This is a genomic window from Pseudorhizobium endolithicum (assembly GCF_902153245.2).
In the GTDB taxonomy this organism is placed as follows: domain Bacteria; phylum Pseudomonadota; class Alphaproteobacteria; order Rhizobiales; family Rhizobiaceae; genus Neorhizobium; species Neorhizobium endolithicum.
This window is the reverse complement of sequence record NZ_CABFWF030000001.1, coordinates 200,484-227,100: the sequence shown is the minus strand read 5'-3', so window position 1 is coordinate 227,100 and position 26,617 is coordinate 200,484. Positions and strand designations below refer to the sequence as shown.

The following is a 26,617-nucleotide window of genomic DNA, read 5'->3' as shown; positions in this document are numbered from 1 at the left end:
TTCGTCATTCTCTAATCCAGTCACCGGACGGCATGAAGCCTTCGAGCCGCCGTTCAATGGAAGTGGACTTGGTCGCGCTTGCGGCTTTGGCAGAATGACTGGGTAACGAGTATCATGGCGCTAGAGATCGACACGTTCGACACCGCATTCCCCGCTCAAGTGCCGACGCGACGCCGCAAGCGTCCTTCGCGCCTCGCCTTCGCCGGCAGGATGGTCCTTGCGACTGCCGCACTCGGCGGCATCTGGATGTTCGCCGCGACGACCACCGTCAGCAGCTTCGCGCCGTCCTTCTCCGCGCCGGAGAAGCCCGAGTTCTCGGTCGCACTGTCGTTGAAGCCGGCGGTTCAGCCACAGCCCGCCGCGCCCGGCGAGATCGCCCTGAAGATCAACAAGTTCGAACGCCTTTACCGGCAGCCGGCCGCACCGAAGGCGAAGCGGCTGGAAGGTGCGCGGCTTGCAGCCGTCCTGTCGCAGCGCCCCGCAAGCGATGCCGTTGCGACGAGCCTCACGATTGCCCTGGCTTCGGCTGCGGAGGAGGAGAAGTTCCAGGCGCTCGCCGCCCTTCGTCCCGAGACGGATGTGGTCAAGCGGATGCTCGGCGAGGCGATGAACCAGACGGTCGCCGTCGCACCGCGCATAGAACTTCCGGAGGCCGCCATCGTGACTGCCTCCATTCCGTCCGATGTGACGGAGGATGAAGCCCTCTCTGATGAAAGCGCGGTCGAGACGGCGGCGATCGAGGCGGAGGAGGCAGGACGGACGACCGAACTTGCAGCCCTCATGGACGACACGCTGCCCATCCAGGGTCCGCTCCCGACCTCCCGGCCCGAAACCGCGGCCAAGGCGCTCGAAGCTCTGGCGGCCGCCAAGCTCACCAAGCCGGGCCGGGCGCCTGCCGAAGAGCCGGAGGAGCCAGCCTCGACCGTTCTGGCTTACGCAAAGCCGGAAAACCCGATGAAGTCGCTGCCCAAGGTGACGCCGATACCTGACCCGGGCACGAAGAAGGTGGCGATCTACGACATCACCAACGGCGTCGTGCACATGCCGGACGGCACCAGGCTCGAAGCCCATTCCGGCATCGGCAAGATGCGCGACAATCCGAAATATACCCATGTGAAGATGAAGGGCCCGACGCCGCCCGGCACCTATAAGCTCTCCATGCGTGAAAAGCCTTTCCATGGAGTCGCGGCCATCCGGTTGACCTCGGTCGACGGAAAGCATCCGCAGGGCCGTACCGGGCTTCTCGCCCATACCTATCTCCTGCGCTCAGCCCCCGGCGATTCGCACGGCTGCGTCGCCTTCAAGCACTACGACAAGTTCCTCAAGGCTTTCCGTCGCGGCGAGATCACCCACATGGTGATCGTGCCGGAATATAACGGCCGGCTGCCGGGCAAGAACCGGAACCTGCTGGTCAAGCTGTTCGGCGGCAAGGGTGCCTAACCGAGCAGGTCGCGAGCGGTGCGCATGAAGATGCGGGCGCCGAGCGGGATGAGGTCGTCCGGATAATCATAGTCCGGATTGTGCAGGGCAGGGTGCTTCTCGCCCGCGCCGAGATAGAACATCGCCGATCTTGAAACCGTCCCGAACAGGCCAAAGTCCTCCGAAGCCCGCAGCGCTTCGCCCGGCTCGTGGGAAACGCCCTCCGCATCGAGCGCCGCCCGCAGGATGCCGACGGCCTCGGGATCGTTGTCGCAGTGGCTGAAGATCTCGTGGTAGCTCGTCTCAAGCGCCAGCCCGCCCTTTCCGGCCGCCTCCAGCGCCAGCCCCTCGGCGGCATCCACCAGCGCCTGCATCTGGCCGTCCGTCGTGGTACGCAAGGTCACCCAGAGTTCGGCATAGCCTGGAGCGATGCCGAAAGCGGGCTCTCCCAGATGCACATGCCCTACCGTGGCGAGAACGAAGTCCCCACCGGCGACGGTGCCGCCACTCAGACCCGTCAGCGCCGGCATCAGGGATGCGATCGCCCGCATGGGCGAGGTCCCGGTTTCCGGCGCGGAGGCATGCGCAGTCTTGCCCGTCAGCATGATCTTCAGCCCACGCGAGGCGCAGTTGGCGATGCCTTCCTTCAGCCAGACATGGCCGAGCGGCAGTCCCGGGAGGTTGTGCAGGGAGAAGGAATAGTCCGGCCGGATTTCCGCGAACCGCTCGTCGGCGATCACGGCCGCCGCACCGGCGCCGGTCTCTTCCGCCGGCTGGAACATCAGGACCACGCGCCCCCGTTTCGGGCGCTGTTTCGCGAAACCCCGCGCAAGGGCTGCAACCGTCGCCGTATGCCCGTCATGGCCGCACATATGGCCCTTGCCGGGCAGGCGAGAGCGATGCGGCAGGTCCGAGATTTCCTCGATCGGCAGCGCATCTAGTTCGCAGCGGAACAGCACCGTCGGACCGTCCTCCTCGCCCTCGAATACGGCCGCTACGCCCGTTCCTCCGAGTCCGGAAATGAGCTTGTCGGGAATCGTTTCGGCCAGGAACGCCTGCACCTCCGCCGCCGTCGCCACCTCCTCTCCGGAAATCTCCGGCATGGCATGCAGCTTGCGCCGCCACGCGGTGAGTTCGACGATGTCGTGATTGGTGAGATACATGCTGGCCCCTCCGCCTTCCGCCGTTTCAGAAGACCTAGCCGGGGAGGGGCAGGGACGCAACGCCCCGCTGCCGCCGTTCAATGGTTCAGCGAGGCCAGCATGTCGAACATCTCCTTCACCTTGCCGTTCTCCGCAGCGTAGCGGAGCGGCTTGCACCGCTCCACGATCACCTGCTCGGCCTCCGGCTGGCTGGACAGGATCTCCATCACCTCCGCGATGAATTCATCGAGCGGCATGGCGTTCGGGTCGTTCGCCTGCCGGTCACCCATCAGCGAGGTACGCACGTAAGGCGGAGCGATCTCGATCACCTGGACGGAGGTGTCCTTCAACTGATGGCGGATGCCCATGGAGTAGGCGTGGATCGCGGCTTTGGTGGCGGAGTAGGTGGGTGTCGAGGCGAGCGGCACGAAGGCAAGGCCGGAGGAAACCGTCAGCACCGCTGCATCCTTCTGCCTGACCAGATGCGGCAAAAGGGCTGCAGTCAGGCGGATCGGGCCGAGCAGGTTGGTCGCGATCGTCTCTTCCGCGGTCGCCAGGTAATCCGGCGCTTCCGCCAGTCGCTCATGCTTCATGATGCCGGCGCTGTGAATCACGGCGTTGAGGTCCGGGTGATCGCGTACCAGCCGCTCTGCGAAAGCTCGGATGCCCTCCGCGTCGGCCATGTCGAGCGCCATGCCGACGATACCGGGATTGGCAGCCGAACCCTCCTCCAGCGTCTCGCGGCGTCGGCCGGTGATGATCACCTTGTTTCCGAGCCGGTGGAAGGCTTCCGCCAGCCCGCGGCCGATGCCGGAATTGCCGCCGGTGACGAGGATGGTGTTGCCTGTGGTCTTCATGCTTATCTCCTCTTGGGTTGCAAGAGGACAAGATATGGCCGACACTCTCCTTCGCAAAGAAGGCACCTGAAAGTTCCATACCCACCCGAAGGAGAGTATCTGTGTCGCAAGCACATCCCGCCGAGAAAACTCATGCCGCCCGAGAGATTCCGGACGAGATCGACCCGGCGATCGAAGAGCTGGTGAGGAGCATCATTGGCCAGGTTGCCGACAAGTGGACTATGCTGATCCTCGAAACGCTGGAGGAGCATGGAACGCTGCGCTTTACCGAAGTCGGACGACGTGTCGGTGGCATCAGCCAGAAGATGCTGACCAAGACGTTGCGCGACATGGAGCGGGACGGCCTCGTTTCCCGAACCGTTCACCCGGTCATCCCGCCGCATGTCGACTATAGCCTCACTGACCTCGGCCACAGCCTCGGCGAAGCCTTCTGTGGCGTTTGGCTTTGGGCGGAAAAGCATCATGCCGCGATCGAGAAGGCCCGTGCGGCGTTCCGCGAGCGGGAGGGGCGGAGCTAGGCAGCCGTCACAGTGCGGTCACTCCGCAGCGGCTGCCAGACCGAGATCTTCCGCTCCGCTGCCAGCAGGTCCGGCAGTGCCGCATGCCATTCCTGGCGATAGGGGCGGGCGAGCTGCACGGAAAGAACGTCTTCATGGCTCCGCCAGGTCTCGTGCAGCAGGAAGCGCGTGTCCGTCTCCGGATCGGCATGCAGGGTGGCTTCGACGAACATCGCCTCGTGGCGCATGGCGTCCAGCACGCCGCTCAGCAGCCTCAGAAATCGCTCGCGCTCCGCAGGCTTCACGTCGAACTCGATCAGGTAGGTGACGCTCATGGCGAGCTCCTTTCTTGGCTTTGCATCAGCGCCACCCGGGTCTCGGCGTCGGCGGGATAGAAGCATTCCAGCGCCAGTTCGGAGAGCGTGACGCTGGTGGCGGTGCTGAAGACGGCGGTGGTCGAGATGAAGCGCAGCACCCGGTCGCTTCCCGGCATGCGCAGTTCGAGCGGCACGGCAAGCAGCGGATGGGTCCGATTCTCCTTCGGAGCCGGCGCCGCCGGATAGGCGGAAATCTCCGCATGCAATTCGGTCAGGAAGGGATCTCCCGAGCCTTCCATCTGTACCCGCAGCCGCTCCAGAACGTGGTGGCGCCACTCGCCGAGGTTTGCCATCCGAGGCGCCAATCCCTGTGGATGGAGGCTCAGCCGCAGAACGTTGAGTGGCGGCACCAGCATTGCTGGATCAATGCCCTCGAACAGCGCCATCGCTGCCGCGTTCGCCTGCAGCAGCGTCCACCGCCCGTCAACGGCAATGGCGGGGAAGGGCATGTGGTTCGTCAGGATGGTCTCCACCGTCTGCCGGATCTCCGCAAGTTCCGGCGCATCGAAGGCCGCTTCCGCATGGACCGGCGCATAGCCTGCCGAAAGCAGCAGCCGGTTCTGGGCACGCAGCGGCATGGACAGCCGCTCGGCGAGCCGCAGCAGCAGGTCACGGCTGGGCGAGGAACGCCCGCTTTCGACGAAGCTCAGGTGCCGCGCGGAGATTTCCGCGTCGAGCGCGAGATCGAGCTGGCTCATGCGCCGGCGGCTGCGCCATTCGCGCAGCACGGTGCCGACGTCGGCCTGTGGCGAGGATGATCTGGTGAGGATGTCTGCCTGGGTCATGGCCGAGACCCTACCAGAGGAGTGGCGGAATGCGATTACCTCGGAGGTAATTGTTCCGCGCCGCCGGCCGGGCCAGCCTTGAGGCCGTGATCAACGAAGGAGCACGACCATGACCGACCACCTTGCAATCGCCAACGCCTATCTCGCCCTCTGGACCGAGGCCGACGACGACGCCCGCACCAAGGCGCTCGCCGAAGGGTGGGCCGCCGATGCCCGCTACACCGACCCGCTGATGCAGGGCGAAGGCCCTGCCGGCATTTCCGCCATGATCGCCGCCGCCCGAACCCACTTCCCCGGCCACCGCTTCAAACTTACCGGCACCCCCGACGGCCATGGACCGTTTACCCGGTTTTCGTGGGCTTTGGTCTCGCCGGCCGGTGAGACGGTTGCGCGGGGGATGGATGTCGCGAGGGTGGATGCGGCGGGACGGGTGAAGGAGGTGGTGGGGTTTTTGGAGGGGTAGGGCGTCCGGCGAGCGGACCACCAGCGATTCCGCCAGATCTCCTCGTGCCGATTGCAGGAAATGGCAAACTTTGTCATCATCCTCGGCAGACGAGGTGTTTTGCCATGGCGACGATGAACGTATCACTTCCGGACAAAATGAAGGATTGGGCCGAAGACCAGGCCCGATCCGGCCGCTATTCCAACGTCAGCGATTATGTCCGCGACCTCATCCGGCGCGATCAGGAGCGGTCCGACAAGATCGCCGCCATGCAACGCTTGGTCGACGAAGGCCTGGCGAGCGGCATCGGACAGCGATCGGCGTCCGCTCTTTTCGATGAGGCGGTGAAGCGGACCCAGAGTAAGGGGCGCTGATCATGGGCTTCCGTCTTTCTCGTGAGGCGGAAGAAGACATCGTTGCTATTGCCGAACACGGTGTCCTCGCATTCGGTGAGGCGCCGGCCAGACGCTACCATCAAGAGCTCTTCACGCTGATGGCGTTGATCGCCGACCATCCGCGGATGGCGCGGGAGCGCCGCGAGATCGTCCCACCGGTGCGTATCCAGCCATTCAAGGCACATCTCGTCGTCTACCTGATTGAGGACGATAACCAGGTTCTGGTGCTTCGCGTGCGGCACGCACATGAGAACTGGGAGAGCGAGGAGGAGTAGTTGTCCTCACACCCGCTCCACGAACCCCTCCAGCACCCGCTTCTGGCCGGCCTTGTCGAAGTCGATGGTCAGCTTGTTGCCTTCGATCGCCGCTATGTTGCCGTTGCCGAACTTGATATGGAAGACGCGGTCGCCGACTGCGAATTGCGAGGGCGTGTCGGCGACGGATTTCGCTACCAGTTCGCCTTCGATCGTGCGGCCGCGCGGGCCGCTCTCGCCATAGCCGATGCGCTCCACCGCATGGCCGGAGCGGGTGCCCCAGTTGTCGCGGGTGGCGCTCGTCTGATTGGCCTGGGCGCGCTTCCAGCCGGGGGTGGAATAGGTGTTGGCGAAGGGATCGGCCTTGTCGAATCGTGACTGGCCGTAGCCGCCCCTTCCACTATAGCCGCCATAGTTGCTGTCCGACGCCGCGACATCGACATGATGGGCCGGCAGTTCATCGAGAAAGCGCGAGGGCATGGTGGATTGCCACAGCCCGTGGATGCGCCGGTTGGAGACGAACCAGATGTGGCAGCGGCGCTTGGCGCGGGTGATGCCGACATAGGCGAGGCGTCGTTCCTCCTCCAGACCGGAGCGGCCACCCTCGTCGAGCGCCCGCTGGTGCGGGAACAGGCCTTCCTCCCAGCCGGGCAGGAAGACGGTGTCGAATTCCAGCCCCTTGGCGGAATGGAGCGTCATGATCGAGACGGCGTCGAGATCCTCGTTCTGCTCGGCATCCATGACGAGCGAGACATGCTCGAGGAAGCCGCGCATGCTCTCGAACTGCTCCATGGAGCGGATCAGTTCCTTGAGGTTTTCCAGCCGTCCCGGTGCTTCGGCCGACTTGTCGGCCTTCCACATGTCGGTGTAGCCGGACTCTTCGAGGATCTGTTCGGCAAGCTCGATATGCGGAACCTTCTCAAGCCGTTCCTGCCAATTCCTGAAGGATTGAATCACGTCGAACAGCGCCTTGCGCGCCTTCGGCTTCAACTCGTCCGTCTCGATGATCTCGCTTGCGGCGGCAAGCATGGGAATGTCGCGGGCGCGGGCATAGTCGTGCAGCGTGCGCACGGTGGTGTCGCCGAGCCCGCGCTTCGGCGTGTTGACGATCCGCTCGAAGGCGAGGTCGTCGGCCGGCTGGCAGGTAAGGCGGAAATAGGCCATGGCATCGCGGATCTCGAGCCGCTCGTAGAAGCGCGGGCCGCCGATGACGCGGTAGTTGAGGCCGAGCGTCACGAAGCGGTCTTCGAACTCGCGCATCTGGAAGGAGGCGCGCACCAGGATCGCCATGTCGTTGAGGTTGTGCTTCCTGCCATCCGCATCGCCCCGCTGCAGCCGCTCGATCTCCTCGCCGACGGCGCGGGCTTCCTCCTCGGAATCCCAGGCGGCATGCACCTGCACCTTCTCGTCGTCCGGGTCCACGCGGTCGGTGAACAGCGTCTTGCCGAGCCGGCCCTCATTGTGGGCGATCAGGTGGCCGGCGGCACCCAGGATATGTTCGGTGGAGCGGTAGTTGCGCTCCAGCTTGATCACCCTGGCGCCCAGAAAATCCTTCTCGAAGCGCAGGATGTTGTCCACTTCGGCGCCCCGCCAGCCATAGATCGACTGGTCGTCGTCGCCGACGCAGCAGACGTTCTGCGGCACGCCCTTCGGCCGCTGGGCAAGCAGCCGCAGCCACATGTACTGCGCGGTGTTGGTGTCCTGGTACTCGTCCACCAGGATGTAGCGGAACTTGCCGTGATACTCCTTCAGGATATCCGGGTGATCGCGGAAGATTGCGATCGGATGTAGGAGCAGGTCGCCGAAATCGCAGGCGTTCAGCGTCTTCAGCCGGTCCTGGTAGGCGCGGTAGAGCTCGCGGCCCTTGCCGTTGGCGAAGGCGCGGGCGTCGCCTTCGGGAATGTCCTTCGGCGTCAGGCCCTTGTTCTTCCAGTTGTCGATCATGCCGGCGAACTGGCGGGCCGGCCAGCGCTTGTCGTCAAGGCCTTCAGCCTGGATCAGCTGCTTGATCAGCCGGATCACGTCGTCGGTGTCGAGGATGGTGAAGTCGGAGCGCAGGCCCGCAAGCTCGGCATGGCGGCGCAAGAGCTTCACGCCGATCGAGTGGAAGGTGCCGAGCCAGGGCATGCCTTCAACGGCGCCGCCGACGAGCACGCCGATGCGCTCCTTCATCTCCCGCGCCGCCTTGTTGGTGAAGGTGACGGCGAGGATCTGCGAGGGGAATGCGCGGCCGGTCGCGAGGATATGGGCAATGCGGGTCGTCAGCACGCGCGTCTTGCCGGTGCCGGCGCCGGCCAGCACCAGCACCGGGCCGTCCAGCGTTTCGACGGCTTCCCGCTGCTCGGGGTTCAGGCCGGAGAGATAGTCGGGAACTGGACGGTTCTGGTCGCGTGCGGCCATGGCGCGGGCGGCGATGCCGAGCCCTGATCCCTGTCCCGCGGCGGCCGGCGGTGGCGCGGCCTGCGAATCACGGCGCGGTTCGTTCTCCGGTTCCTCGTCGAAGAACGGAATGTCGTCGAATACGTTACTCATGCGGCCAATGTAGTGATTCCGACCTGAAAGGCCAGAAAAGATGTTCTGGTTTCATTCCCACCCTTTTCACCAGCGCATGGCGAAATCAAGGTGTGGCCCACGGAATGCGGGGGAGGGAGGACGATGTACAGCGCATGCATCAGACGCGCGATCTGACATCTGCGTGAAATCCCACGATGTTACAAATCCGTAAGGATGTTGATCGCGAATTGCATGTATAGTCGTGGACATACATATTGCCGCCATTCACGTCATACTCCTCCCGCCGGAGATCTTAATGCGCATTTGGAAGCAGTTGCTCCTCAGTCTCGTAGTCGTCGTCGCTGCCCTCTGTCTCTGGGTCTTCCTGGTCCCAGGGGCGGGCGACACGCTGGCGCGGATGGGCGTGCCCGAGCCGATCGTTGCCGCCATTCGTCCGCAGGGGCCACAGGGGGCCGACAATGGCGCGGGAGGCGGCCAGGGCGCTGAAGGGCAGGGCAGGGGCGCCGGCGGGCGCGCAACCCTCGTGGTGACCGAAGCGGTCGCCACCGGCACAGTTAATGACCGGCTTGCCGCCATCGGCAGCGGCGAGGCGATCCAGTCGGTAGTCGTGATGCCCCAGGCTTCAGGCATAATCGAGGAAATCCTGGTCTCCGCCGGTGACAAGGTGACGAAGGGCCAGGTGCTGGCTCGCCTCGACGACGACGAGCAGGTGATTGCGCGTGACCGGGCGCAGGTTGCGCTTCGCAGTGCGACTGAGCGCTCTCAGTCGCTCAGCAATCTCCGCTCCGTATCGCGCCTCGACGTCCTCGATGCGCAGATCGCCGAAGAGACGGCGAAGCTGGAGCTCTCCACCGCAGAGTTGAACCTGAAGCGCCGCGAGATCGTCGCGCCGATCGATGGTGTTGCGGGCATCGTGGCGGCCAATGTTGGTGACAACGTCACCACCCAGACCGCCATCGTCACCATCGACGACCGGTCTTCGCTGCTTGTCGATTTCTGGGCCCCGGAGCGTTTCGCAACGGCCATCGCCGTCGGCCACCCCGTAGAAGCGACCTCGATCGCCCGGCCGGGCGATGTCTTCACCGGTGTCGTTCATGCTATCGACAACCGCATCGATCCGGCAAGCCGCACCATCCGCATCCGCGCCCGGATCGACAATCCAGACGACAAACTGCGCGCCGGCATGGCCTTCAATGTCGGCATGCGCTTTCCCGGCGACACTTTCCCGGCGGTGGACCCGCTGGCAGTGCAGTGGGATGCCGAAGGCTCCTATGTCTGGCAGGTCGTCGATGGCAAGTCGGTTAAGAACCGGGTGCGGATCATCCAGCGGAACCCCGATGTGGTGCTCGTCGAGGCAGATCTTGCTCCTGACGATGCGGTCGTGATCGAAGGGCTGCAGCGAGTGCGGGAAGGCTCACCTGTCCGCGTCGCAGGCGCACCGGAAAGCGCAGAGGTGGCAAGCCAATGACCTCTCACGACAGCCATCTGCCGCAGCAGGATCCGAGCCAGAGTTCCATCGCCATCTTCGTCCGTCGGCCGATCCTCGCCGCGGTCCTCAACACGCTTCTCGTCGTGGCCGGCCTCGCTGCCCTCTTTGGCGTGGAGGTGCGCGAGCTTCCCGATGTTGACCAGCCTGTCATCACCGTGCGCACCACCTACGAAGGTGCGTCGCCGCAGACGATCGACCAGGAGGTGACCCAGATCATCGAGGGAGCCGTGGCGCGCGTCAGCGGCATCAAGTCCATCTCCTCGGAATCGCAGTTGGGCTCGAGCCGGGTGACGCTGGAATTCACTGATGCCGCCGACATCGCGGTTGCAGCAAACGACGTCCGCGACGCCCTGGGACGTGTGACCAACCAGTTGCCGGAAGATTCCGACGAGCCGCGCATCATCAAGGCGGATTCGGATTCCCAGGCGATCATGCGGATCGCGGTGACCTCCACAGATCTTTCCATGGAGGACCTGACGCTTCTGGTCGACAATGAAGTCACCGACCGACTGGCGGCCGTCGATGGCGTGGCCGATGTCGAGCTCTATGGCGACCAGGAGAAGATCTTCCGCGTCGACGTCAATCAGGCCTCGCTCGCCGGCCGAGGCCTGACCGTCGGCGATATCTCCACGGCGCTTTCAACCGCGGCCCTCGATGTGCCGGCCGGATCACTGGAAAGCAACCGGCAGGATATCGTCGTGCGTGCCACAGCGAACCTGACGACGCCGGAGGATTTCGAAAATGTCCTGATCAAGGACAATATCCGGCTTCGTGATGTCGCGACGGTGACCCTCGGCGCCGATGACGGCTCCACGGTGCTTCGCGCCAACGGCATACAGGGCGTCGGGCTCGGCATCATCCGCCAGGCGCAGTCGAACACGCTCAGCATCTCGGAGGGCATCAAGGCTGCGGTGGCGGAACTGCAGCAGAACCTGCCCGAAGGCACGCGCATCGCCATTACCAGCGACGATGCCGTCTTCATCGAAGGCGCGCTCCACGAGGTGGAAATTGCGCTCGGGCTTTCCGCCACGGTGGTGCTGATCGTCATCTTCCTCTTCCTGCGCGACTGGCGCGCCACCCTCATCCCGGCGGTCACCATGCCGGTGGCGCTGATCGGCACGCTGGTGGCCATCTATCTGGTCGGATTCTCGATCAATATCCTGACGCTGCTTGCCATCGTGCTCGCCACCGGCCTCGTCGTCGACGATGCGATCGTGGTTCTCGAGAACATCGTCCGGCGGCGCGCGGAAGGCATGGGGCCGCGGGCAGCCGCGGTTCTTGGCACGCAGCAGGTCTTCTTCGCGGTCATCGCGACCACGGCGACGCTTGCGGCGGTCTTCATCCCGCTCTCCTTCCTGCCCGGCCAGATGGGCGGGCTGTTCCGCGAGTTTGGTTTCGTGCTGGCCTTCGCGGTCGGGCTTTCCTCGATCACCGCGCTGACGCTCTGTCCGATGCTGGCGTCGCGCATGCTGTCGAAACCGATCAAGGAAAGCGAAAGCGGCGTCCTCTACTGGATCGGCGAGAAGTTCGCGAGCCTCTATGCCAGCCTGCTGCGGCGCTGCCTCGACGCGCCGGTCGTGGTCATCGTCGTTTCCGCCCTCATCTCGGCCGCTGCCTATGGGGCCTTCGGTCTTGTCCGCAGCGAACTGACGCCGCGGGAGGACCGGTCCATGGTGATGATGCGGCTCACTGCACCCGAAGGGGTTAGCCTCGATTACACGCGCGACCAGATGCAGCGCATCGAGGAGAACCTGCAGCCTCTGCGCGATTCCGGCGAGATTGCCAATATCTTCTCCATCTCCGGCTTCGGCAGCAGCACGAACAGCGGCTTCATGGTGCTGACGCTTGCACCTTGGGGAGAGCGCGAGCGCACGCAGGACGAGATTGTGCAGGATGTGAATGCCGCAGCACAGCAGGTGCCGGCCCTCAGGGGCGTGGCCATGCAGCCGAACAGCCTGCGTATCCGCGGCGCAGGCAACGGGCTGCAGATGGCCATGGTCGGCAGCGATCACGAGAAGCTCACCCAGGCGGCAATCGAGCTCGTTCACAAGATGGAGGATAGCGGCTTGTTCGACACGCCGCGCCTTTCCAACGAGCCAACCCAGGCCCAGCTCTCCGTGGCCATCGACCGTGAGCGTGCCTCCGATCTCGGGATCGACATCGCGGGGCTTTCGGCCGCCATGCGGGCCCTGCTCGAAGGTCGCGAAATTCTCGATGTCTTCGTCGAGGGTGAGGCGGTGCCGGTCAAGCTCACCTCGACGACGCAGCCGATTGACGACCCCACGGATCTGGAGGGCATCTTCCTGAAAGCCGGCGATGGAAAGATCGTCCCGCTCTCCACTATCGCGACCTTGCAGGAGGGCGCGGTGGCACCCGAACTTAATCGCGAGCAGCAGCTTCCCTCCGTTTCCTTCACGGGCAATCTGCGGGACGGCGTGACGCTTGGAGATGCGGTGCAGGCAGTCGAGGCGATGGCGGAGCCCTTGCTGCCCGCCGGCGCGCGGCTCATCCCCCTTGCCGAGGCCGCCACGTTGGAGGAAAACTCCTCCGGCATGCTGATGACCTTCGGCTTTGCCATTGCCATCATCTTCCTTGTTCTTGCCGCACAGTTCGAGAGCGTCCTGTCCTCGCTGATCATCATGTCGACGGTGCCGCTGGGGCTCGCCTGCGCGGTCTTTGCGCTGATCCTCACGGGGACGAGCCTCAACGTCTACAGCCAGATCGGACTGGTGCTGCTGGTGGGCGTCATGGCCAAGAACGGCATCCTCATCGTTGAGTTCGCCAACCAGCTCCGTGACCAGGGGGCGGGCGTGCGCCAGGCGATCGAACGGGCCTGTAGCATTCGCCTGCGCCCCGTCATGATGACGATGATTGCCACTGTCATCGGTGGGCTGCCGCTGATCCTGGCGCAGGGCGCGGGTGCGGAGGCGCGTATCGCGCTGGGCTGGGTCATCGTCGGCGGGCTGGGGCTCGCAACATCGGTCACGCTGCTCATCACCCCCGTGGCCTATCTGCTGATCGCACGCTTCTCCAAGCCGCATGTGCACGAGGAGCGGCGTCTGCACCAGGAACTGGCGGTGGCGATGCAGCCACAGGCGAACGAGGACGGCGACCGGCCACTGCTGGCGGCGGAGTGAGCCGAAAAGCCGGGGCGGGAACATACTGAAACCTGCTGGTTGGCTGCACGCGAACCGCAGATCCTTGGGGGCCGGCTTTGCCGGCCACCGCAGGATGGAGGAGAGCGTGGACGCCGCACTCCCTCCGCCTAAAATTGTATGCCGACCCACCAACTCCTCCCGTCATTCCTGTGCGTGTCACAGGAATTCGGTAGTGCCGCGTCTGCGGCGCAGGGACTCCTGGAAGTCCAAAATATCGTAAGATGTCCTCTCGAAATTATTCGTTCTCCCCGGGCGGACGAGTGAGGCCCGTGGAACGCCAGGGGAGGAGTCTGTCTTGTCGTCATCCTCGGCCTCTATCCAGGGATTCGGATGCCTGAGCGGCATCTTGGTGCGGCGACGTTTGCCCCTCACTGTTCTGGACAAAATCCGGGCGGTCGCCTAACCCGAGGCCCACAAGTTTTGAAGGAGAGGCAGCATGGCGGTAAGAGACGTTCGGCCGGGGATCCGGAATGAGGAGGGCATCGCGACCGTGCTCGACATCCTCAAGCAGCAGTTCGGCGAGCGCTTCCAGACCGGCCAGGCTTTTCGGGAGCAACACGCGCACACCACGACTTATCTTCCTTCGCAGCTGCCCGACGGGGTCGCCTTCGTCGAGAGTGCCGAGGACGTCAAGGCGGTGGTTCGGGCCTGCGCCCACCATAAGGTGCCGGTTATTCCCTTTGGCACCGGATCCTCGCTCGAGGGCCAGGTCAATGCCCCGAATGGTGGCATCTCCATTGATTTCAGCCGAATGAATCGCGTTCTTGAAGTCAATGCCGAGGATCTCGATGTGGTGGTCGAACCAGGCGTGACGCGGGAGCAGCTCAACACCGAATTGCGGGCGACCGGCCTGTTCTTCCCCATCGATCCCGGTGCGAATGCCTCCATCGGCGGCATGGCGGCTACCCGCGCGTCCGGCACCAATGCCGTGCGCTACGGCACGATGAAGGACGCCGTGCTGTCGCTGACGGTGGTGACGGCCGACGGCGAGGAGATCCGCACCGCGCAGCGGGCGCGCAAGTCTTCCGCCGGCTACGACCTGACGCGGCTCTTCGTCGGTGCCGAAGGCACGCTCGGCGTCATCACCTCCATCACGCTCCGGCTGCAGGGCATCCCCGAAAAGATCGGCGGTGGGGTCTGCGCCTTTCCGTCCGTTAAGGCGGCCTGCGATGCGGTCATCACGACGATCCAGATGGGCATTCCGGTGGCGCGCATCGAGCTTCTGGACGAAATGCAGATGCGCGCCTGCAACAGCTATTCCGGCCTTTCCTATGCGGAGAAGCCGACGTTGTTTCTGGAATTCCACGGAACGGAAGAGACGGTCGCGCTGCAGTCGGCGCAGTTCGCCGAAATCGCGGCGGAGTGCGGCGGCGACAGCTTCAGCTTCACGCAGGACGTCGACGAGCGAAACCGGCTCTGGAAGGCGCGCCACAACGCCTACTGGGCGTCGCGGGCACTGGCGCCGCATCTCAACGGCCTGTCGACGGATGTCTGCGTGCCGATCTCGCGGCTTGCCGACTGCGTCGTGGAGACCCAGGCGGATATTATCGAGCATGGCTTCCTGGCGCCGATCGTGGGCCATGCGGGCGACGGTAATTTCCACGTGCTGATCCTGTTCGACGACAAGGACCCGGACGACGTGGCGCGGGCCGAGGCCTTCGTCGCCCGCCTCAATGCCCGGGCTCTCGCCATGGGCGGTACCTGCACCGGCGAGCATGGCATCGGCCAGGGCAAGATGAGCTTCCTGAGACAGGAACTCGGAGGCGCCATCGATCTGATGCGGTCAATCAAGAAGAGCCTCGATCCGGACAACATCTTCAACCCGGGCAAGATCTTCCCGCTGGACGCCTCAAGCGGCGAGGGGGCCTGATGCTTGACTTGTCGGGGTATCGGGTGGGACTAGTCTTTTCATAAAGGCAAGGAGACTCGCTCGGTGCTCGGACGCATCCTGTTGACGTTTGGCGGTGTTCTGGTGGTGGCTTTGTTCGCCGCTTTGTTCGCCCCGTATTTCGTCGACTGGACGGATTTCCGGGTCGAGTTCGAGGAGCGGGCAAGCCGCATCCTCGGCAAGAAGGTGGTGGTGCACGGCGCGGTCGATGCTCGCATCCTGCCGTTCCCGTCGGTGACCCTGCACGACGTGCGGGTCGGGCAGGATCGCGATGGCCTGCCGCAACTGCATGCGGCCCATTTTTCCATGGACATGGAACTCGCCCCGTTCCTGTCGGGCGAGGCGCGCATCTTCGACATGCGGATCGAGGAGCCGCAGGCCCGTGTGCGGATACTCGGGGATGGGACGCTCGACTGGATGCGCGGCAGCCGCGCCGACATTCCGCTGCGGACCGTCGTGATCGAGGACGTTCATATCACCAATGGCTCGCTCGACCTGATCGACGAGCAGAGCGGCGCCACGCGCCGCCTCACAGGGCTCAACGCCGATCTCTCCGCCGCCTCGCTGGCCGGGCCGTGGCGCGGCGAGGGCTATGCCTCGCTCGACGGGCAGGAGGCGGCCTTCAGCCTCGCGACAGGAGAGGGGGAAGCGACGGGGTTGAGGATGCCGCTGCGGCTGCGGCTGCTGCCCGATGCCGCTCCGGTAGCGCTCGATCTCGACGGGGCCTTGCTGCTGGCCGACGACCGCCCCGCCTTCAACGGCCGGTTTGCCGTCGATGTCCTGCAGGAGGAGGACGAGAGCGAGCCGGTCGAAGCGCCGCCGCCGGGGCCGCGTCTCAACGGCAGCTTCGAACTGACCAACGAGCGCATCAGGATTCCCGACTACCGGCTCGAAGTCGGCCCGCTGAACGATCCCTATGTCGTGACGGGCGAGGCCACGCTCGACACCGGTGAAAAGCCTGAATTCCTGCTGACGGCGGAGGGACAGCAGATCGATGTGAACCGGCTAGGCGAGGGTGAGCGTGCCAAGACAGGCCGCGACGCGGCCGCTTCGGCGCAGCGCCGCATCCAGGCGGTGATCGACGTCGCCGCTCAGATACCCATTCCGCAGGTACCCGGACGGGCGCGGTTCAGCCTGCCTGCCGTGGTTGCCAACGACACCACGGTCCGCGATATCCGGATTGACGTCCGCCCTGCCGGCACCGGTTGGAGCGTGGACGGTTTCGCGGCGACCTTTCCCGGCCGCACCCAAGTAGAAGCCAAGGGTGCGCTGACGCTTGCCGACCGGGTCTCCTTCGTTGGCGACATGCTCGTGGCATCGAACCAGCCGTCGGGCCTGGCCGACTGGCTTTCGGGATCGGTCGATCCGGCCATCCGGCGGCTCAAGACGGCCGGATTTTCGGCCCGCGTGAACCTGACCCGAGAACTGCAGCGCTTCGAGGATCTCGAACTCGCAATCGGCCCGGCGACCCTTCGCGGCAAGCTGGAGCGCCAGGCTTCCGCACAGGCCGCGCCGTCGCTCACCCTTGATCTTGCGGGCGACGAGATCGATCTCGATGCCATGCGGGCGCTGGGATCGCTGATCACCGGCAATGACGCCGGAGAGGACGTGCTGGATCACACCATTGCCGCCAGCCTGAAGGCGGAACGCTTCACGGCGCTCGGCGTCGCCGCCGACAAGGTCGATACGGTCTTCACCCTCTCCGAAGGAGCGCTTGCGCTGGAAAGGCTGAAGGTCAGAGACCTCGCGGGGGCTCAGGTCGAAGCCAGGGGCCGGCTGGAAGGATCGCTGCTCGACTACACCGGAAGCGGGACGGCGACCTTTCGTGCGGACGATCCCTCCGGCGTGATCGCCGTCCTGCGAGACCGATTGCCGCCGCACCCGCTGCTCGACCGGCTCGCGGCGAATGCCCGCTGGTTCCGTGGGACTGCCTTGACCGCCGAGGTCGACGTTGGCGGAGACGGGGCGGGAGTGCGCGCCGAACTCAGCGGAAACAGCAACGGAAGTGCCGTGAGGGCCCAACTCACGCTGCCGACGGTGCTCGACCTTACCCGCGAGAACGAGCTGTCGCTGTCCGCGAGCCTCCGGAACGAGGAGACCGCCGTCATCCTCGGCCAGTTGGGCCTCGATCCGCTTCCGCTCGGGAACGACGGGGCGGCGACGGCGACGGTGGACCTGCATCTGGAGGAAGACCGCCCTGCTGTGTCGAAGTTCACCTTCACGACCGGGCGGACGCAGTTCCAGGCCGAAGGCGCGATCGACCTGGACGCTGCGGCTTTCGGAACCGGAAACGGACGGATCAGCCTGCGTTCGGATGATATCGAGCCCTACCTGCTGATGACGGGGATCGGGCTGCCCCAGTTCGGTACCGGATTGCCGCTGGAGGTCCGTTCCGACCTGGTCGTCGCGCCGGAAACGATCCGGCTGGAGAAGGCTTCCGGTCAGGCGAGGGGGAACGGTTTCGCCAGCGAGCGCCTGACGATCGACCGCAGCGCCGGCAGTGCTTCGGTCGAGGGTGACCTTGCGCTGGATAGCCTGGATCTGGCCTGGCTTGCGGAAGCCGTCTATGGGGCCGTTACCGATCCGGCGACGGGGGCACTGTCGGAGAAGCCGTTCTCGCTGCCCATCTTCGGCGCTGCCGAAGCTCAGTTGAAGCTGCGCGCGAAGACCTTCATGCCGGGTGTCCTGGGTCCGGCCACGGGCTTCTCGGCAACACTGGATCACCGCAATGGGGCGATGGCGCTCGAGGACGCCACCGGATCATGGCTCGGAGGGCGCTTTTCGGGCCGGCTCGCCATGTCGAACGGAGAAGGCAACGGCATATTCCAGACACGGCTGACGGTGGAAGGGGCCGATCTTGCGGCGCTCGCCTGGCAGAAGGGCGGTCTGCCCGTCGCGACCGGGCGCTTCGATGCCGTCGTCGCGGCGGAAGCGACTGCCGAGGGGCCCGCGGAGCTGCTGCGTTCCCTCAACGGCTCCGGGGAAATCGCGCTCTCCGATCTGTCGGTGTCCGGCATTGCCCCCGGTGCCCTGCCGGCCCTTCTGGCGGAAGTGGATGGGAGGGAAGGCGAGGTGACAGAGGCGAACATCCTGCCTTTGGCGGAGAGACTGATCCGCAAGGGGCAGGCGGACCTGGGCGAGGTGAAGGTGCCCTTCACCATCACCGACGGCGAAGTGCGGGCCCAGAACGTCACGGCTTCCGCGGACGGCGTCGCCCTCTCGGGACAGGCGCGGATCGAGCTGTCCGAGCGGATGCTGCGCGGCGAATTGGCGGCCATCTACGAGGCCGGCGACGAGGGGCTGGCCGGCGGAGATCCGACCGTGCGATGGATCTATTCCGGTTCCCTGGCGGAGCCGCAGGTGGAGTTCGATGTCATGCCGCTCACCAATTTCCTGTCGCTGCGCGCCTTCGAAAAGGAGCGCCGGCGCGTGGAAGCACTGCAGGCGAGCGTGCTGGAAAAGCAGCGATTGCGCCGTGAAACCGCCCTCTACCGGTTCCTCGCTGCCGAGCGGCAGGCGGCCCGCAAGAAGGCGGAGGCGGAGGAACGGGCCCGCCGCGAGGAGGAACGACTTCGTGCCGAGGCCGCCGCACGGGCGGAGCGCGAACGCGCCGAGGCGGCGGCGAGAGAGGCGGAGGAAAACCGCAGAAGAGCCGAGCAGGCTCCGCCGGTTCTGAACATTCCGCCGGCGCAGGAGCTGTTTTCGCCGGGCGGTTCCGCGCCGCTCGAAACGCCGAGCATTCAAGGCCTGCCGGGCGTCGAACAATAAGACTAGTGATCGGTAGGGGCGGGTTCCCTTTCGCCCCTAAGCCAGCGCAGGACGTAGACCCGCAGCGCCGAAGAAAGATTGCTTTCGGGTGGACGTTCGTCGTCGATCCTGGCGATGAGCCCGGCGAGGCTCATCTGCCGCTGGGCGGCGATCCGCTTCAACTCATCCCAGAATTCATCTTCGAGGGAAAAGCTGGTGCGATGCCCGTGGAGCGTGGCGGAGTGTTTGCGGATCACCGGCGCCTCCAGTCGAGAGCCAAGCCATACCCAATGTCACAAGAGATTCCGCCGCCCCTTGGCGGATGCTGCCCTTCAGTCCCCTTCCGAGGGCTTTTCCAGCCGGCCCTGATCGAGGGACTGTTCCGCCTTGTCGTTCAACGCCTTCGTCAGCATCTTCTCGGCCTTGGTGCGGCCGAAGGTGATGCGGTTCTGCTCCGCCTGCCTTTCCTTCTCCGCCCGCTGCTTCGACTTGCGGAACTGCCGCAGGTTCAGGACATCGCCGCTCATGCCATCTCCGGCGATGCTATTGCTTCTTGCGGAACGAATCGAGCGAGACGACCGAGGCGGGCTTCTTCTCCTCGCCCTCGGCAGGTGCCGTAGGTTCGGCCTTGGCCACCGGTTCGACCGGAATGGCGGTGATTTCCGCCGTCGACTGATCGTCTTCTTCCGCCAGCGGCACTTCGAATTCGAGCTCGAAGTTCACTGACGGATCGTAGAAGCCGCGAATCGCGTTGAACGGGATCACCAGCCGCTCCGGCGTGTCGGAGAAGGAAAGACCCACCTCGAACTGCGTGTCGGATACCTTCAGGTCCCAGAACTGGTGCTGGATCACGATCGTCATCTGTTCCGGATACTTGGCCTTCAGGTGCTGCGAAATGCGCACGCCCGGCGCGCCGGTCAGGAAGGTGATGAAGAAGTGGTGGTCGCCGGGAAGGCGGGCGGTGGCAGAGACTTCGCTCAAAACCTTGCGGATAACACCGCGCAATGCGTCCTGCGCCAAGATATCGTAGCGGATATGATCCTGCCCCATACGGTTCTGTCTCTCACTTCTGACTGTCTTATCGAAGCATGCTTATGCCATGCCAGCCAAACGCGGGAAAGCGTCGGCATGATGGCTAGTGTACATAATTTCGCGGGAAGGGAGAAGGTGAAGGCTTCTGTTGCCAGGTGCCTTCGGACCCCGCCTAAGAGTGCGACCCCTTAGGACTTGATTTGAAGTGTCACACCGCCATTAGGCAGCGAGACGAGCTTCCGCATAGTTGTCGTTTGCAACTACTCTTGTGACCCGATAACGGCGGTATCATGCCGAGCGAAAGTTCGATCTTTACACCCTTGTCGATCCTATTTCGCCCCCATCAAAAGCCGGTCAGATCGACCGACCGGTTTTTGGTGGAGGCGCCGGGTACCGCCCCCGGGTCCAATAGGCTTATTTCACCGACCGTTTATCGCCATAGCCGGACCGAAGCCCGGCAAGGCAGATATAGGGATTTCCATCGGTCCTGAAAAGGGGGCATCCGGAACATGGTGCGATGACTTGCGCCATAGTGCCGGATCCCGCAGATAATTGTGCGCAAGCGCTCCGCGGCGTTGGTGGCGGAGAGCGGAGCCGCTATGGTGGCTCCCGTTGAAAAACTGGCGTGTGGCATGAAGCAGTATCTTGATCTCCTCTCCCATGTGATGGATCACGGAACCGACCGCGGCGACCGGACCGGTACGGGTACGCGCTCCGTCTTCGGCTATCAGATGCGCTTCAACCTCGAGGACGGCTTTCCCGTCCTCACGACGAAGAAACTGCATCTCCGGTCGATCATCCACGAACTGCTCTGGTTCCTGCGCGGCGATACCAACATCGCCTATCTCAAGGAGAACGGCGTCACCATCTGGGACGAGTGGGCGGACGACAACGGCGATCTCGGTCCGGTCTACGGCGCCCAGTGGCGGTCCTGGCCGGCGCCGGACGGCCGCCACATCGACCAGATCGCCAATGTGGTCGAATCGCTGAAGACCAATCCGAACTCGCGCCGCCACATCGTTTCGGCATGGAATCCGGCGCTGGTGGACGAAATGGCGCTGCCGCCCTGCCATTGCCTGTTCCAGTTCTACGTGGCGGATGGCCGGCTCTCCTGCCAGCTCTACCAGCGTTCGGCCGACATCTTCCTCGGCGTGCCCTTCAACATCGCTTCCTATGCGCTGCTGACGATGATGATGGCGCAGGTGACCGGGCTGAAGCCGGGCGACTTCGTCCATACGCTCGGAGACGCCCATCTCTATGCCGATCACTTCGAGCAGGCGAAGCTGCAACTGACCCGTATGCCGAAGCCCTTGCCGACGATGCGTCTCAACCCGGCGGTCAGCGACCTCTTCGCCTTCACCTACGAGGATTTCACGTTGGAAAACTACGTGGCCGATCCGAGCATCAAGGCGCCGATCGCGGTATGAGCGTTCCCGTCTCCATCGTCGTCGCAGTCGCACGGAACGGTGTCATCGGCCGGGACGGCGACATGCCGTGGAAGCTGTCGACCGATCTGAAGCGCTTCAAGGCTCTGACGATGGGCAAGCCGATCATCGTCGGCCGCAAGACGCTGGAATCGTTCGGCGGCAAGCCTCTGCCCGGCCGGCCGCATGTGATCATTACCCGCAATCGCGACTTTTCCGTCGAAGGCGCGGTGACGGCAGCTTCGGTGGCCGAGGGGCTGGCTGCTGCGCAACGGATCGCCGCAGAGACGGGTGCGGCGGAGGTGTGCGTGATTGGCGGAGGGGAGATCTATCGCCAGATCATGGATGCTGTCGACATCCTCTACGTGACGCATGTCGAGACCTCCGTGGCGGACGGCGATACCTTCTTCCCCGACATCGATCCCGCGCTCTTCGAGAGGTGCGAGGAAACGGCTGTTCCTGCTGGTGAGAAGGACAGTTATCCCACCCGCTTCGCTGTCTATCGTCGCCGTCCCGCGACAAACTGAAACATTTCGTTACCAAATACCCTGAAGTTATTGGCGCATCGTTGAAAGCGCCCGCGCGGCTCCCTATAACGGGCATTGGACGGGGGAGCTGCGCTTCCGCGTGTTCGGGAGTGGCAAACAAAGAGGTTTTGATGCCCTGGAGCAATCAGAATGGCGGCGGCGGCCCATGGGGCGGCGGCGGCGGCAATAATCAGGGTCCATGGGGGGGCGGTCCGAACCGGCCCCGGGGCGGTGGCGGAAGCGGCGGTCCTCCGGATCTCGAGGATCTGATCCGTCGAAGCCAGGACCGTCTCCGCGGCGTCGTTCCCGGCGGCTTCAACGGCGGTGCCGTCGTCATCGTGATCCTCGTGATCGTCGCCTTCCTGGCGATCCAGTCGGTGTATACCGTGCAGCCGGACGAGCGGGGCGTCGAGCTTCGTTTCGGCAAGCCCAAGGAAGAGATCTCCATGCCGGGGCTTCACTTCCATCTCTGGCCTCTGGAAACCGTAGAAATCGTCAAGGTGACCGAGCAGCAGCAGAACATCGGCGCCGCAGGCAGCGCCCAGTCCGCCGCCGGCCTGATGCTGTCGGGCGACCAGAATATCGTCAACGTCCAGTTCTCCGTCCTTTATACGGTGAGCGATCCGAAAGCCTATCTCTTCAATCTGGAAAGCCCGGCATCCACCCTGCAGCAGGTCGCCGAGAGCGCCATGCGCGAGGTGGTGGGCCGCCGTCCGGCTCAGGACATTTTCCGCGACAATCGCGAGGACATCTCGACGGAAGTGCGGGCGATCATCCAGGGCACCATGGATGCCTACGGCGCGGGCATCTCCATCAATGCCGTGCCGATCGAGGACGCGGCACCGCCGCGCGAAGTCGCCGACGCCTTCGAAGAAGTGCAGCGCGCCGAGCAGGACGAGGATCGCTTCGTGGAAGAGGCGAACCAGTACGCCAACCAGCAGCTCGGCCAGGCCCGCGGTCAGGCGGCGCAGATTCGCGAAGAGGCGGCAGCCTACAAGGATCGCGTCGTGAACGAGGCGCAGGGTGAGGCCCAGCGCTTCATCTCGATCTACGAAGAATATGCCACCGCACCCGAGGTGACGCGCCAGCGGATCTTCCTCGAGACCATGGAGACGGTCCTGAAGAATTCCAACAAGATCATCATGGAGGAAGGGCCGGGTGTCGTCCCGTATCTGCCCCTCAATGAACTGACCCGCGGCAACCAGCAGGGGGGCAACCGATGATTTCCAATCGTCTCCCGGCCTTGCTGATCGGCCTCGCCATCCTCCTGTTCCTCATCTATTCGTCGGTCTTCGTGGTCAACGAACGGGAGCAGGCTATCGTCGTCCGCTTCGGTGAGATCCAGGACGTCAAGACGGAGCCGGGCCTGTATTTCAAGCTGCCCTTCGCCTTCATGGATGCCGATCGTGTCCAGTATGTCGAGGATCGCGCGCTGCGCTTCGACCTCGACGACATCCGCGTCCAGGTTCGCGGCGGCGCCTTCTACGAGGTAGACGCCTTCGTGGTCTACCAGATCAGCGATCCGCGCCGTTTCCGGGAAACGGTCTCGGGTGACCGCGAGGCGGCCGAAGCGCGTCTGCGCACGCGTCTCGATGCGGCACTTCGCCGGGTCTACGGCCTGCGCAACTTCGATGCCGCGCTGTCCGACGAGCGTTCCCAGATGATGCAGGAGGTCAACGCCCAACTGCGCGAGGCCGCCGAATCCCTGGGTCTTGCGGTTCGCGACGTCCGCATCCGCCGGACGGACCTGACGCAGGAAGTCTCGCAGCAGACCTTCGAGCGCATGAAGGCCGAGCGTCTTGCTGAGGCCGAACTGATCCGTGCACGCGGTAACGAGCAGGGGCAGACCCGCCGCGCCGTCGCCGACCGTCAGGTTGTGGAAATCGTATCGGCGGCGCAGAGGGATTCGGAAATCATCCGAGGCGAAGGCGATGCGGAGCGTACCCGCATCTTTGCCGAGGCCTTCGGGCGCGATCCGGCATTCTTCGACTTCTACCGGTCCATGCGCGCCTATGTCGCCTCACTGGTCGACACCGGCACCACGCTCGTGATGTCGCCCAATTCGGACTTCCTGAAGTTCCTGAATAGTCCGGATGTCGCCGCCGCCGCGGCGGCCGCACGCAACGGACAAGGTGCCGACGCGCCGGCCGCATCGCCCGCCCCGGCGACACCGCCGACCCAGCCTGCACCGGCAGAGGCCGGCGCGGCCGGCAACGGCGGCTAGCTTCGAGAGGCGGCTTCGGCCGCCTCTTTCCGTTCTACACGGGCCGTCTGCATCGGGATCCATGTCACGAAAAGGTAATTTCCCCGGTCTTCATTCCGCCCTATCTTGCGGTGACAGTCCCGCACGATTCCGCCGGGCATTTCTCACGCGGGCATGACATACAGGGGAAGCCATATGGCTCAATCGGTTCTGACCTTGAAACGTTCGGTTGCGGTGCTTGCCATCCTCGCCGTGACGGGCGCTGCCGCGGCGCAGACGCCCGCGCCACAGGCAAGCCCCGCCCCGAGCGTTCCGGCAGCGCCGGCGCCGGGGGCGCCCGGCGGAAACGAGCCGCCGGCAGGGCCGGACAGGGGACCGTCAGCCGGAGAGGGCACCCAGCCGGAGGCCATGCTGCCGGCACCGCCGACCGCTGCTCCGACCGTGAACATCCAGCCTTCGCCGGGCGCCGGCCTCGCCACCGGCCCCGGCTCCGTGGCCGATCTTGCGGAAGGCCTGCTCGACGCGGTGGTCAACATCTCCACGTCGCAAAGCGTCGAAAGCAACGGGGCCGGGCCGCAGCCGCCGCAAACGCCGGACGGTTCCCCCTTCGAGGAGTTCTTCGACGAATTCTTCGACGGCGAGGGAGGAGAAGGCGGCAGCCAGAAGGTCAACTCCCTCGGATCGGGCTTCGTCATCGATCCGGCGGGTTTCGTCGTCACCAACAATCACGTCATCGAGGACGCCGACGACATCGAGGTCGTGTTTCCCGACGGCAGCAAGCTGAAGGCCACCCTCGTCGGCACCGACCCGAAGACCGATCTCTCGGTGCTGAAGGTCGAGCCCAAGACGCCGCTGAAGGCGGTTCGCTTCGGCGATTCCCGCCAGATGCGCATCGGCGACTGGGTGATGGCGATCGGCAATCCGTTCGGGCTCGGAGGGTCGGTGACGCTCGGCATCATCTCCGCGCGCGGCCGCAACATCAATGCCGGCCCCTATGACAACTTCATCCAGACAGACGCTGCCATCAATAAGGGCAATTCCGGCGGGCCGCTGTTCAACATGAAGGGCGAGGTCATCGGCATCAACACGGCCATCATCTCTCCGTCCGGAGGCTCGATCGGCATCGGCTTTGCCGTTCCGACGGAGCTTGCTCAGAACATCGTCAACCAGCTGATCGAGTTCGGCGAGACACGGCGCGGCTGGCTCGGCGTGCGCATCCAGCCGGTCAGCAACGAGGTGGCCGAGAGCCTGGGGATGGGCAGTGCCCGCGGTGCGCTCGTCTCTGGTGTCGTGAAGGGCGGTCCCGTGGACGATGGCTCGATAAGGGCCGGTGACGTCATCCTTTCCTTCGACGGCAATCCCGTCACCGAAATGCGCGATCTGCCGCGTGCGGTGGCGGAAAGCCCGGTCGGGAAGGAGGTCGACGTCGTCGTGCTGAGGGACGGCAAGGAGGAAACAGTCAAGGTGACGCTCGGCAGGCTGGAGGACAGCCCGGAAGACCAGGCAGCCGAGGAAAATGTCGCGCCCGAAGGCGAAGAGCCGGCACCGGAAGACGGAGATCAGGGCGAAGAGCAGAACGGTGAAACGGAGCAGGCCACCGAAGTCACACTCGGCATGACGATCGCGCCTCTCGACGACGAGCAGCGAGCTGCGTTCAACATAGCCGAAGACGTCGAAGGCGTGGCCATCACCGCTGTCGAGGCGGGTTCCGCAGCCGCCGAGAAGGGGCTGAAGCCAGGCGACGTCATCGTCGAGGTCGCCCAGGACTTCGTCGACAGCCCGAAGGCGGTGAAGGATCGGATCGATGCGCTGAAATCGGAAGGTCGCCGCAACGCCCACCTGATGATCGCCGACCCAACGGGAGCGTTGCGCTTCGTGGCGGTGCCGGTGGAATAGGCCGGGCTACGGGGTGACGCGGCCGCCCATGGCCGCGTAGACCGCGTGCCGCTTCAGGTGAGGATGGGTGTCCGGAACCCGGGGATGGTCGAAATCCATCTGCGGACAGCGCTTCATTCCGATCCGTTCCATGACGGCGGTGGACCGGCGGTTGTCTGCCACAGCGAATGCCAGAACCGCTGGTATGCCCTTGCCGGTGAACGCGAAATCAAGCAGCGCGCGCGCAGCTTCCGTGACATAGCCGTGCCCCCAGAAACGGGTCGCGAGCCGCCATCCGATCTCCACGGTTTCGGCCGGGAAGATCTCCGGCATGCTGGCAGGCGACAGGCCGCAGAAGCCGATGGGCTCGCGCGTTTCCTTCAGTTCCAGGGCATAGAAGCCGAGTCCGGTATCGCGGATGGAGCCATTCAGCTTGTCGAGGAGCGCATCCGATTCGGCATGGCTGCGCCGGAAGGCGAAATACTCCATCACCTTGGGATCGGCATTGATCTCCCGGAACAGATCGCGATCGCCTTCGATCCAGCTGCGGATGCGCAGGCGGGCGGTCTCCAGGACGACCAATGGTGGCTCG

Annotated in this window: 23 protein-coding genes and 1 other RNA gene; 14 read left to right on the top strand and 10 right to left on the bottom strand. The window is 64.7% G+C overall.

Features of this window, described 5'->3' with window-relative positions:
- Positions 1-114: 114 nt before the first annotated feature.
- Complete coding sequence (locus RTCK_RS01320) at positions 115-1,440, top strand: DUF2778 domain-containing protein (RefSeq protein WP_142591011.1); 1,326 nt, start codon at positions 115-117, stop codon at positions 1,438-1,440.
- Here RTCK_RS01320 and RTCK_RS01315 read toward each other — a convergent pair.
- Both RTCK_RS01315 and RTCK_RS01310 read right to left on the bottom strand, forming a co-directional pair.
- Positions 1,437-2,582 carry an amidohydrolase gene (locus RTCK_RS01315; protein ID WP_142591009.1) on the bottom strand — a complete coding sequence of 382 codons (1,146 nt, stop codon included), beginning with the start codon at positions 2,580-2,582 and terminating at the stop codon, positions 1,437-1,439. The genes RTCK_RS01320 and RTCK_RS01315 overlap by 4 nt on opposite strands.
- 77 nt (positions 2,583-2,659) lie before the next feature.
- Entirely contained in the window at positions 2,660-3,418 is a 759-nt protein-coding gene (locus tag RTCK_RS01310; RefSeq protein ID WP_142591007.1) for an SDR family oxidoreductase, read from the bottom strand.
- Positions 3,419-3,519: 101 nt separating this feature from the next.
- Here RTCK_RS01310 and RTCK_RS01305 point away from each other — a divergent pair, with 101 nt between their 5' ends.
- The gene (locus RTCK_RS01305; protein ID WP_142591005.1) at positions 3,520-3,936 is read left to right on the top strand and encodes a winged helix-turn-helix transcriptional regulator; all 417 of its coding nucleotides are present in this window, start codon (positions 3,520-3,522) and stop codon (positions 3,934-3,936) included.
- Here the strand turns inward: RTCK_RS01305 and RTCK_RS01300 are convergent.
- Positions 3,933-4,250, bottom strand: coding sequence for a putative quinol monooxygenase (locus RTCK_RS01300; RefSeq protein WP_142591003.1), 318 nt, complete (start codon positions 4,248-4,250; stop codon positions 3,933-3,935). The genes RTCK_RS01305 and RTCK_RS01300 overlap by 4 nt on opposite strands.
- Positions 4,247-5,077: a helix-turn-helix domain-containing protein gene (locus tag RTCK_RS01295; protein ID WP_142591001.1), complete on the bottom strand. Its 831-nt coding sequence runs from the start codon at positions 5,075-5,077 to the stop codon at positions 4,247-4,249. Before RTCK_RS01295 ends, RTCK_RS01300 begins: the two co-directional genes overlap by 4 nt.
- Before the next feature lie 109 nt (positions 5,078-5,186).
- Here RTCK_RS01295 and RTCK_RS01290 point away from each other — a divergent pair, with 109 nt between their 5' ends.
- The 3 genes from RTCK_RS01290 to RTCK_RS01280 all read left to right on the top strand — a co-directional run bounded on the left by RTCK_RS01290 (position 5,187) and on the right by RTCK_RS01280 (position 6,189).
- Positions 5,187-5,540, top strand: a complete 354-nt coding sequence (locus RTCK_RS01290) for a nuclear transport factor 2 family protein (protein WP_142590998.1) — start codon at positions 5,187-5,189, stop codon at positions 5,538-5,540.
- 104 nt (positions 5,541-5,644) lie between these two features.
- A complete protein-coding gene (locus RTCK_RS01285) occupies positions 5,645-5,893 on the top strand; it encodes a type II toxin-antitoxin system ParD family antitoxin (protein WP_142520306.1) in 249 nt (82 codons plus the stop codon).
- 2 nt (positions 5,894-5,895) lie between these two features.
- The gene (locus RTCK_RS01280; protein ID WP_142520307.1) at positions 5,896-6,189 is read left to right on the top strand and encodes a type II toxin-antitoxin system RelE/ParE family toxin; all 294 of its coding nucleotides are present in this window, start codon (positions 5,896-5,898) and stop codon (positions 6,187-6,189) included.
- Positions 6,190-6,195: 6 nt separating this feature from the next.
- Here RTCK_RS01280 and RTCK_RS01275 read toward each other — a convergent pair whose 3' ends face one another.
- Positions 6,196-8,700, bottom strand: a complete 2,505-nt coding sequence (locus RTCK_RS01275; protein WP_142520308.1) for an ATP-dependent helicase — start codon at positions 8,698-8,700, stop codon at positions 6,196-6,198.
- A 277-nt stretch (positions 8,701-8,977) separates the two neighbouring features.
- On the opposite strand from RTCK_RS01275, the gene RTCK_RS01270 reads away from it, so the two are divergent.
- The 4 genes from RTCK_RS01270 to RTCK_RS01255 all read left to right on the top strand — a co-directional run bounded on the left by RTCK_RS01270 (position 8,978) and on the right by RTCK_RS01255 (position 18,985).
- Positions 8,978-10,150, top strand: a complete 1,173-nt coding sequence (locus RTCK_RS01270) for an efflux RND transporter periplasmic adaptor subunit (protein WP_142590996.1) — start codon at positions 8,978-8,980, stop codon at positions 10,148-10,150.
- Complete coding sequence (locus RTCK_RS01265) at positions 10,147-13,308, top strand: efflux RND transporter permease subunit (RefSeq protein ID WP_142590993.1); 3,162 nt, start codon at positions 10,147-10,149, stop codon at positions 13,306-13,308. The genes RTCK_RS01270 and RTCK_RS01265 overlap by 4 nt, the downstream gene beginning before the upstream one ends.
- A gap of 457 nt (positions 13,309-13,765) precedes the next feature.
- Complete coding sequence (locus RTCK_RS01260; RefSeq protein ID WP_142590992.1) at positions 13,766-15,199, top strand: FAD-binding oxidoreductase; 1,434 nt, start codon at positions 13,766-13,768, stop codon at positions 15,197-15,199.
- 63 nt (positions 15,200-15,262) lie between these two features.
- Positions 15,263-18,985 (top strand): AsmA family protein, encoded by a 3,723-nt coding sequence (locus tag RTCK_RS01255; RefSeq protein ID WP_142590990.1) that lies wholly within the window; start codon positions 15,263-15,265, stop codon positions 18,983-18,985.
- 2 nt (positions 18,986-18,987) lie between these two features.
- Here RTCK_RS01255 and RTCK_RS01250 read toward each other — a convergent pair whose 3' ends face one another.
- The 4 genes from RTCK_RS01250 to ssrA form a co-directional block, all read right to left on the bottom strand.
- A complete protein-coding gene (locus RTCK_RS01250; RefSeq protein WP_142590988.1) occupies positions 18,988-19,221 on the bottom strand; it encodes a ribbon-helix-helix domain-containing protein in 234 nt (77 codons plus the stop codon).
- A gap of 75 nt (positions 19,222-19,296) precedes the next feature.
- On the bottom strand, positions 19,297-19,491 hold the full coding sequence (locus RTCK_RS01245; RefSeq protein ID WP_142520314.1) for a DUF4169 family protein: 195 nt from the start codon (positions 19,489-19,491) through the stop codon (positions 19,297-19,299).
- Positions 19,492-19,507: 16 nt separating this feature from the next.
- Entirely contained in the window at positions 19,508-20,014 is a 507-nt protein-coding gene (locus RTCK_RS01240) for an SspB family protein (RefSeq protein ID WP_142520315.1), read from the bottom strand.
- A 116-nt stretch (positions 20,015-20,130) separates the two neighbouring features.
- Positions 20,131-20,494: a transfer-messenger RNA gene (ssrA, locus tag RTCK_RS01235) on the bottom strand.
- A 134-nt stretch (positions 20,495-20,628) separates the two neighbouring features.
- Here ssrA and RTCK_RS01230 point away from each other — a divergent pair.
- The 5 genes from RTCK_RS01230 to RTCK_RS01210 all read left to right on the top strand — a co-directional run bounded on the left by RTCK_RS01230 (position 20,629) and on the right by RTCK_RS01210 (position 26,046).
- On the top strand, positions 20,629-21,423 hold the full coding sequence (locus tag RTCK_RS01230) for a thymidylate synthase (RefSeq protein WP_142590986.1): 795 nt from the start codon (positions 20,629-20,631) through the stop codon (positions 21,421-21,423).
- Positions 21,420-21,947, top strand: coding sequence for a dihydrofolate reductase (locus RTCK_RS01225; RefSeq protein ID WP_142590985.1), 528 nt, complete (start codon positions 21,420-21,422; stop codon positions 21,945-21,947). Before RTCK_RS01230 ends, RTCK_RS01225 begins: the two co-directional genes overlap by 4 nt.
- 131 nt (positions 21,948-22,078) lie before the next feature.
- Positions 22,079-23,170: an FtsH protease activity modulator HflK gene (gene hflK, locus RTCK_RS01220; RefSeq protein WP_142520317.1), complete on the top strand. Its 1,092-nt coding sequence runs from the start codon at positions 22,079-22,081 to the stop codon at positions 23,168-23,170.
- A complete protein-coding gene (gene hflC, locus RTCK_RS01215) occupies positions 23,167-24,171 on the top strand; it encodes a protease modulator HflC (RefSeq protein WP_142590983.1) in 1,005 nt (334 codons plus the stop codon). Before hflK ends, hflC begins: the two co-directional genes overlap by 4 nt.
- A 174-nt stretch (positions 24,172-24,345) precedes the next feature.
- A complete protein-coding gene (locus tag RTCK_RS01210) occupies positions 24,346-26,046 on the top strand; it encodes a Do family serine endopeptidase (protein WP_235988457.1) in 1,701 nt (566 codons plus the stop codon).
- A gap of 6 nt (positions 26,047-26,052) precedes the next feature.
- On the opposite strand, the gene RTCK_RS01205 is transcribed toward RTCK_RS01210, so the two are convergent.
- Positions 26,053-26,607 carry a GNAT family N-acetyltransferase gene (locus RTCK_RS01205; RefSeq protein ID WP_142591436.1) on the bottom strand — a complete coding sequence of 185 codons (555 nt, stop codon included), beginning with the start codon at positions 26,605-26,607 and terminating at the stop codon, positions 26,053-26,055.
- Between the last annotated feature and the right edge of the window lie 10 nt (positions 26,608-26,617).

Bases quoted from the DNA above. Each gene is read 5' to 3' on its own strand.
- RTCK_RS01320 (WP_142591011.1), top strand. From the start codon at position 115: ATGGCGCTAGAGATCGACACGTTCGACACCGCATTCCCCGCTCAAGTG.
- RTCK_RS01315 (WP_142591009.1), bottom strand. From the start codon at position 2,582: ATGTATCTCACCAATCACGACATCGTCGAACTCACCGCGTGGCGGCGC.
- RTCK_RS01310 (WP_142591007.1), bottom strand. From the start codon at position 3,418: ATGAAGACCACAGGCAACACCATCCTCGTCACCGGCGGCAATTCCGGC.
- RTCK_RS01300 (WP_142591003.1), bottom strand. From the start codon at position 4,250: ATGAGCGTCACCTACCTGATCGAGTTCGACGTGAAGCCTGCGGAGCGC.
- RTCK_RS01295 (WP_142591001.1), bottom strand. From the start codon at position 5,077: ATGACCCAGGCAGACATCCTCACCAGATCATCCTCGCCACAGGCCGAC.
- RTCK_RS01290 (WP_142590998.1), top strand. From the start codon at position 5,187: ATGACCGACCACCTTGCAATCGCCAACGCCTATCTCGCCCTCTGGACC.
- RTCK_RS01285 (WP_142520306.1), top strand. From the start codon at position 5,645: ATGGCGACGATGAACGTATCACTTCCGGACAAAATGAAGGATTGGGCC.
- RTCK_RS01280 (WP_142520307.1), top strand. From the start codon at position 5,896: ATGGGCTTCCGTCTTTCTCGTGAGGCGGAAGAAGACATCGTTGCTATT.
- RTCK_RS01275 (WP_142520308.1), bottom strand. From the start codon at position 8,700: ATGAGTAACGTATTCGACGACATTCCGTTCTTCGACGAGGAACCGGAG.
- RTCK_RS01270 (WP_142590996.1), top strand. From the start codon at position 8,978: ATGCGCATTTGGAAGCAGTTGCTCCTCAGTCTCGTAGTCGTCGTCGCT.
- RTCK_RS01265 (WP_142590993.1), top strand. From the start codon at position 10,147: ATGACCTCTCACGACAGCCATCTGCCGCAGCAGGATCCGAGCCAGAGT.
- RTCK_RS01260 (WP_142590992.1), top strand. From the start codon at position 13,766: ATGGCGGTAAGAGACGTTCGGCCGGGGATCCGGAATGAGGAGGGCATC.
- RTCK_RS01245 (WP_142520314.1), bottom strand. From the start codon at position 19,491: ATGAGCGGCGATGTCCTGAACCTGCGGCAGTTCCGCAAGTCGAAGCAG.
- RTCK_RS01240 (WP_142520315.1), bottom strand. From the start codon at position 20,014: ATGGGGCAGGATCATATCCGCTACGATATCTTGGCGCAGGACGCATTG.
- RTCK_RS01230 (WP_142590986.1), top strand. From the start codon at position 20,629: ATGAAGCAGTATCTTGATCTCCTCTCCCATGTGATGGATCACGGAACC.
- RTCK_RS01225 (WP_142590985.1), top strand. From the start codon at position 21,420: ATGAGCGTTCCCGTCTCCATCGTCGTCGCAGTCGCACGGAACGGTGTC.
- hflK (WP_142520317.1), top strand. From the start codon at position 22,079: ATGCCCTGGAGCAATCAGAATGGCGGCGGCGGCCCATGGGGCGGCGGC.
- hflC (WP_142590983.1), top strand. From the start codon at position 23,167: ATGATTTCCAATCGTCTCCCGGCCTTGCTGATCGGCCTCGCCATCCTC.
- RTCK_RS01210 (WP_235988457.1), top strand. From the start codon at position 24,346: ATGGCTCAATCGGTTCTGACCTTGAAACGTTCGGTTGCGGTGCTTGCC.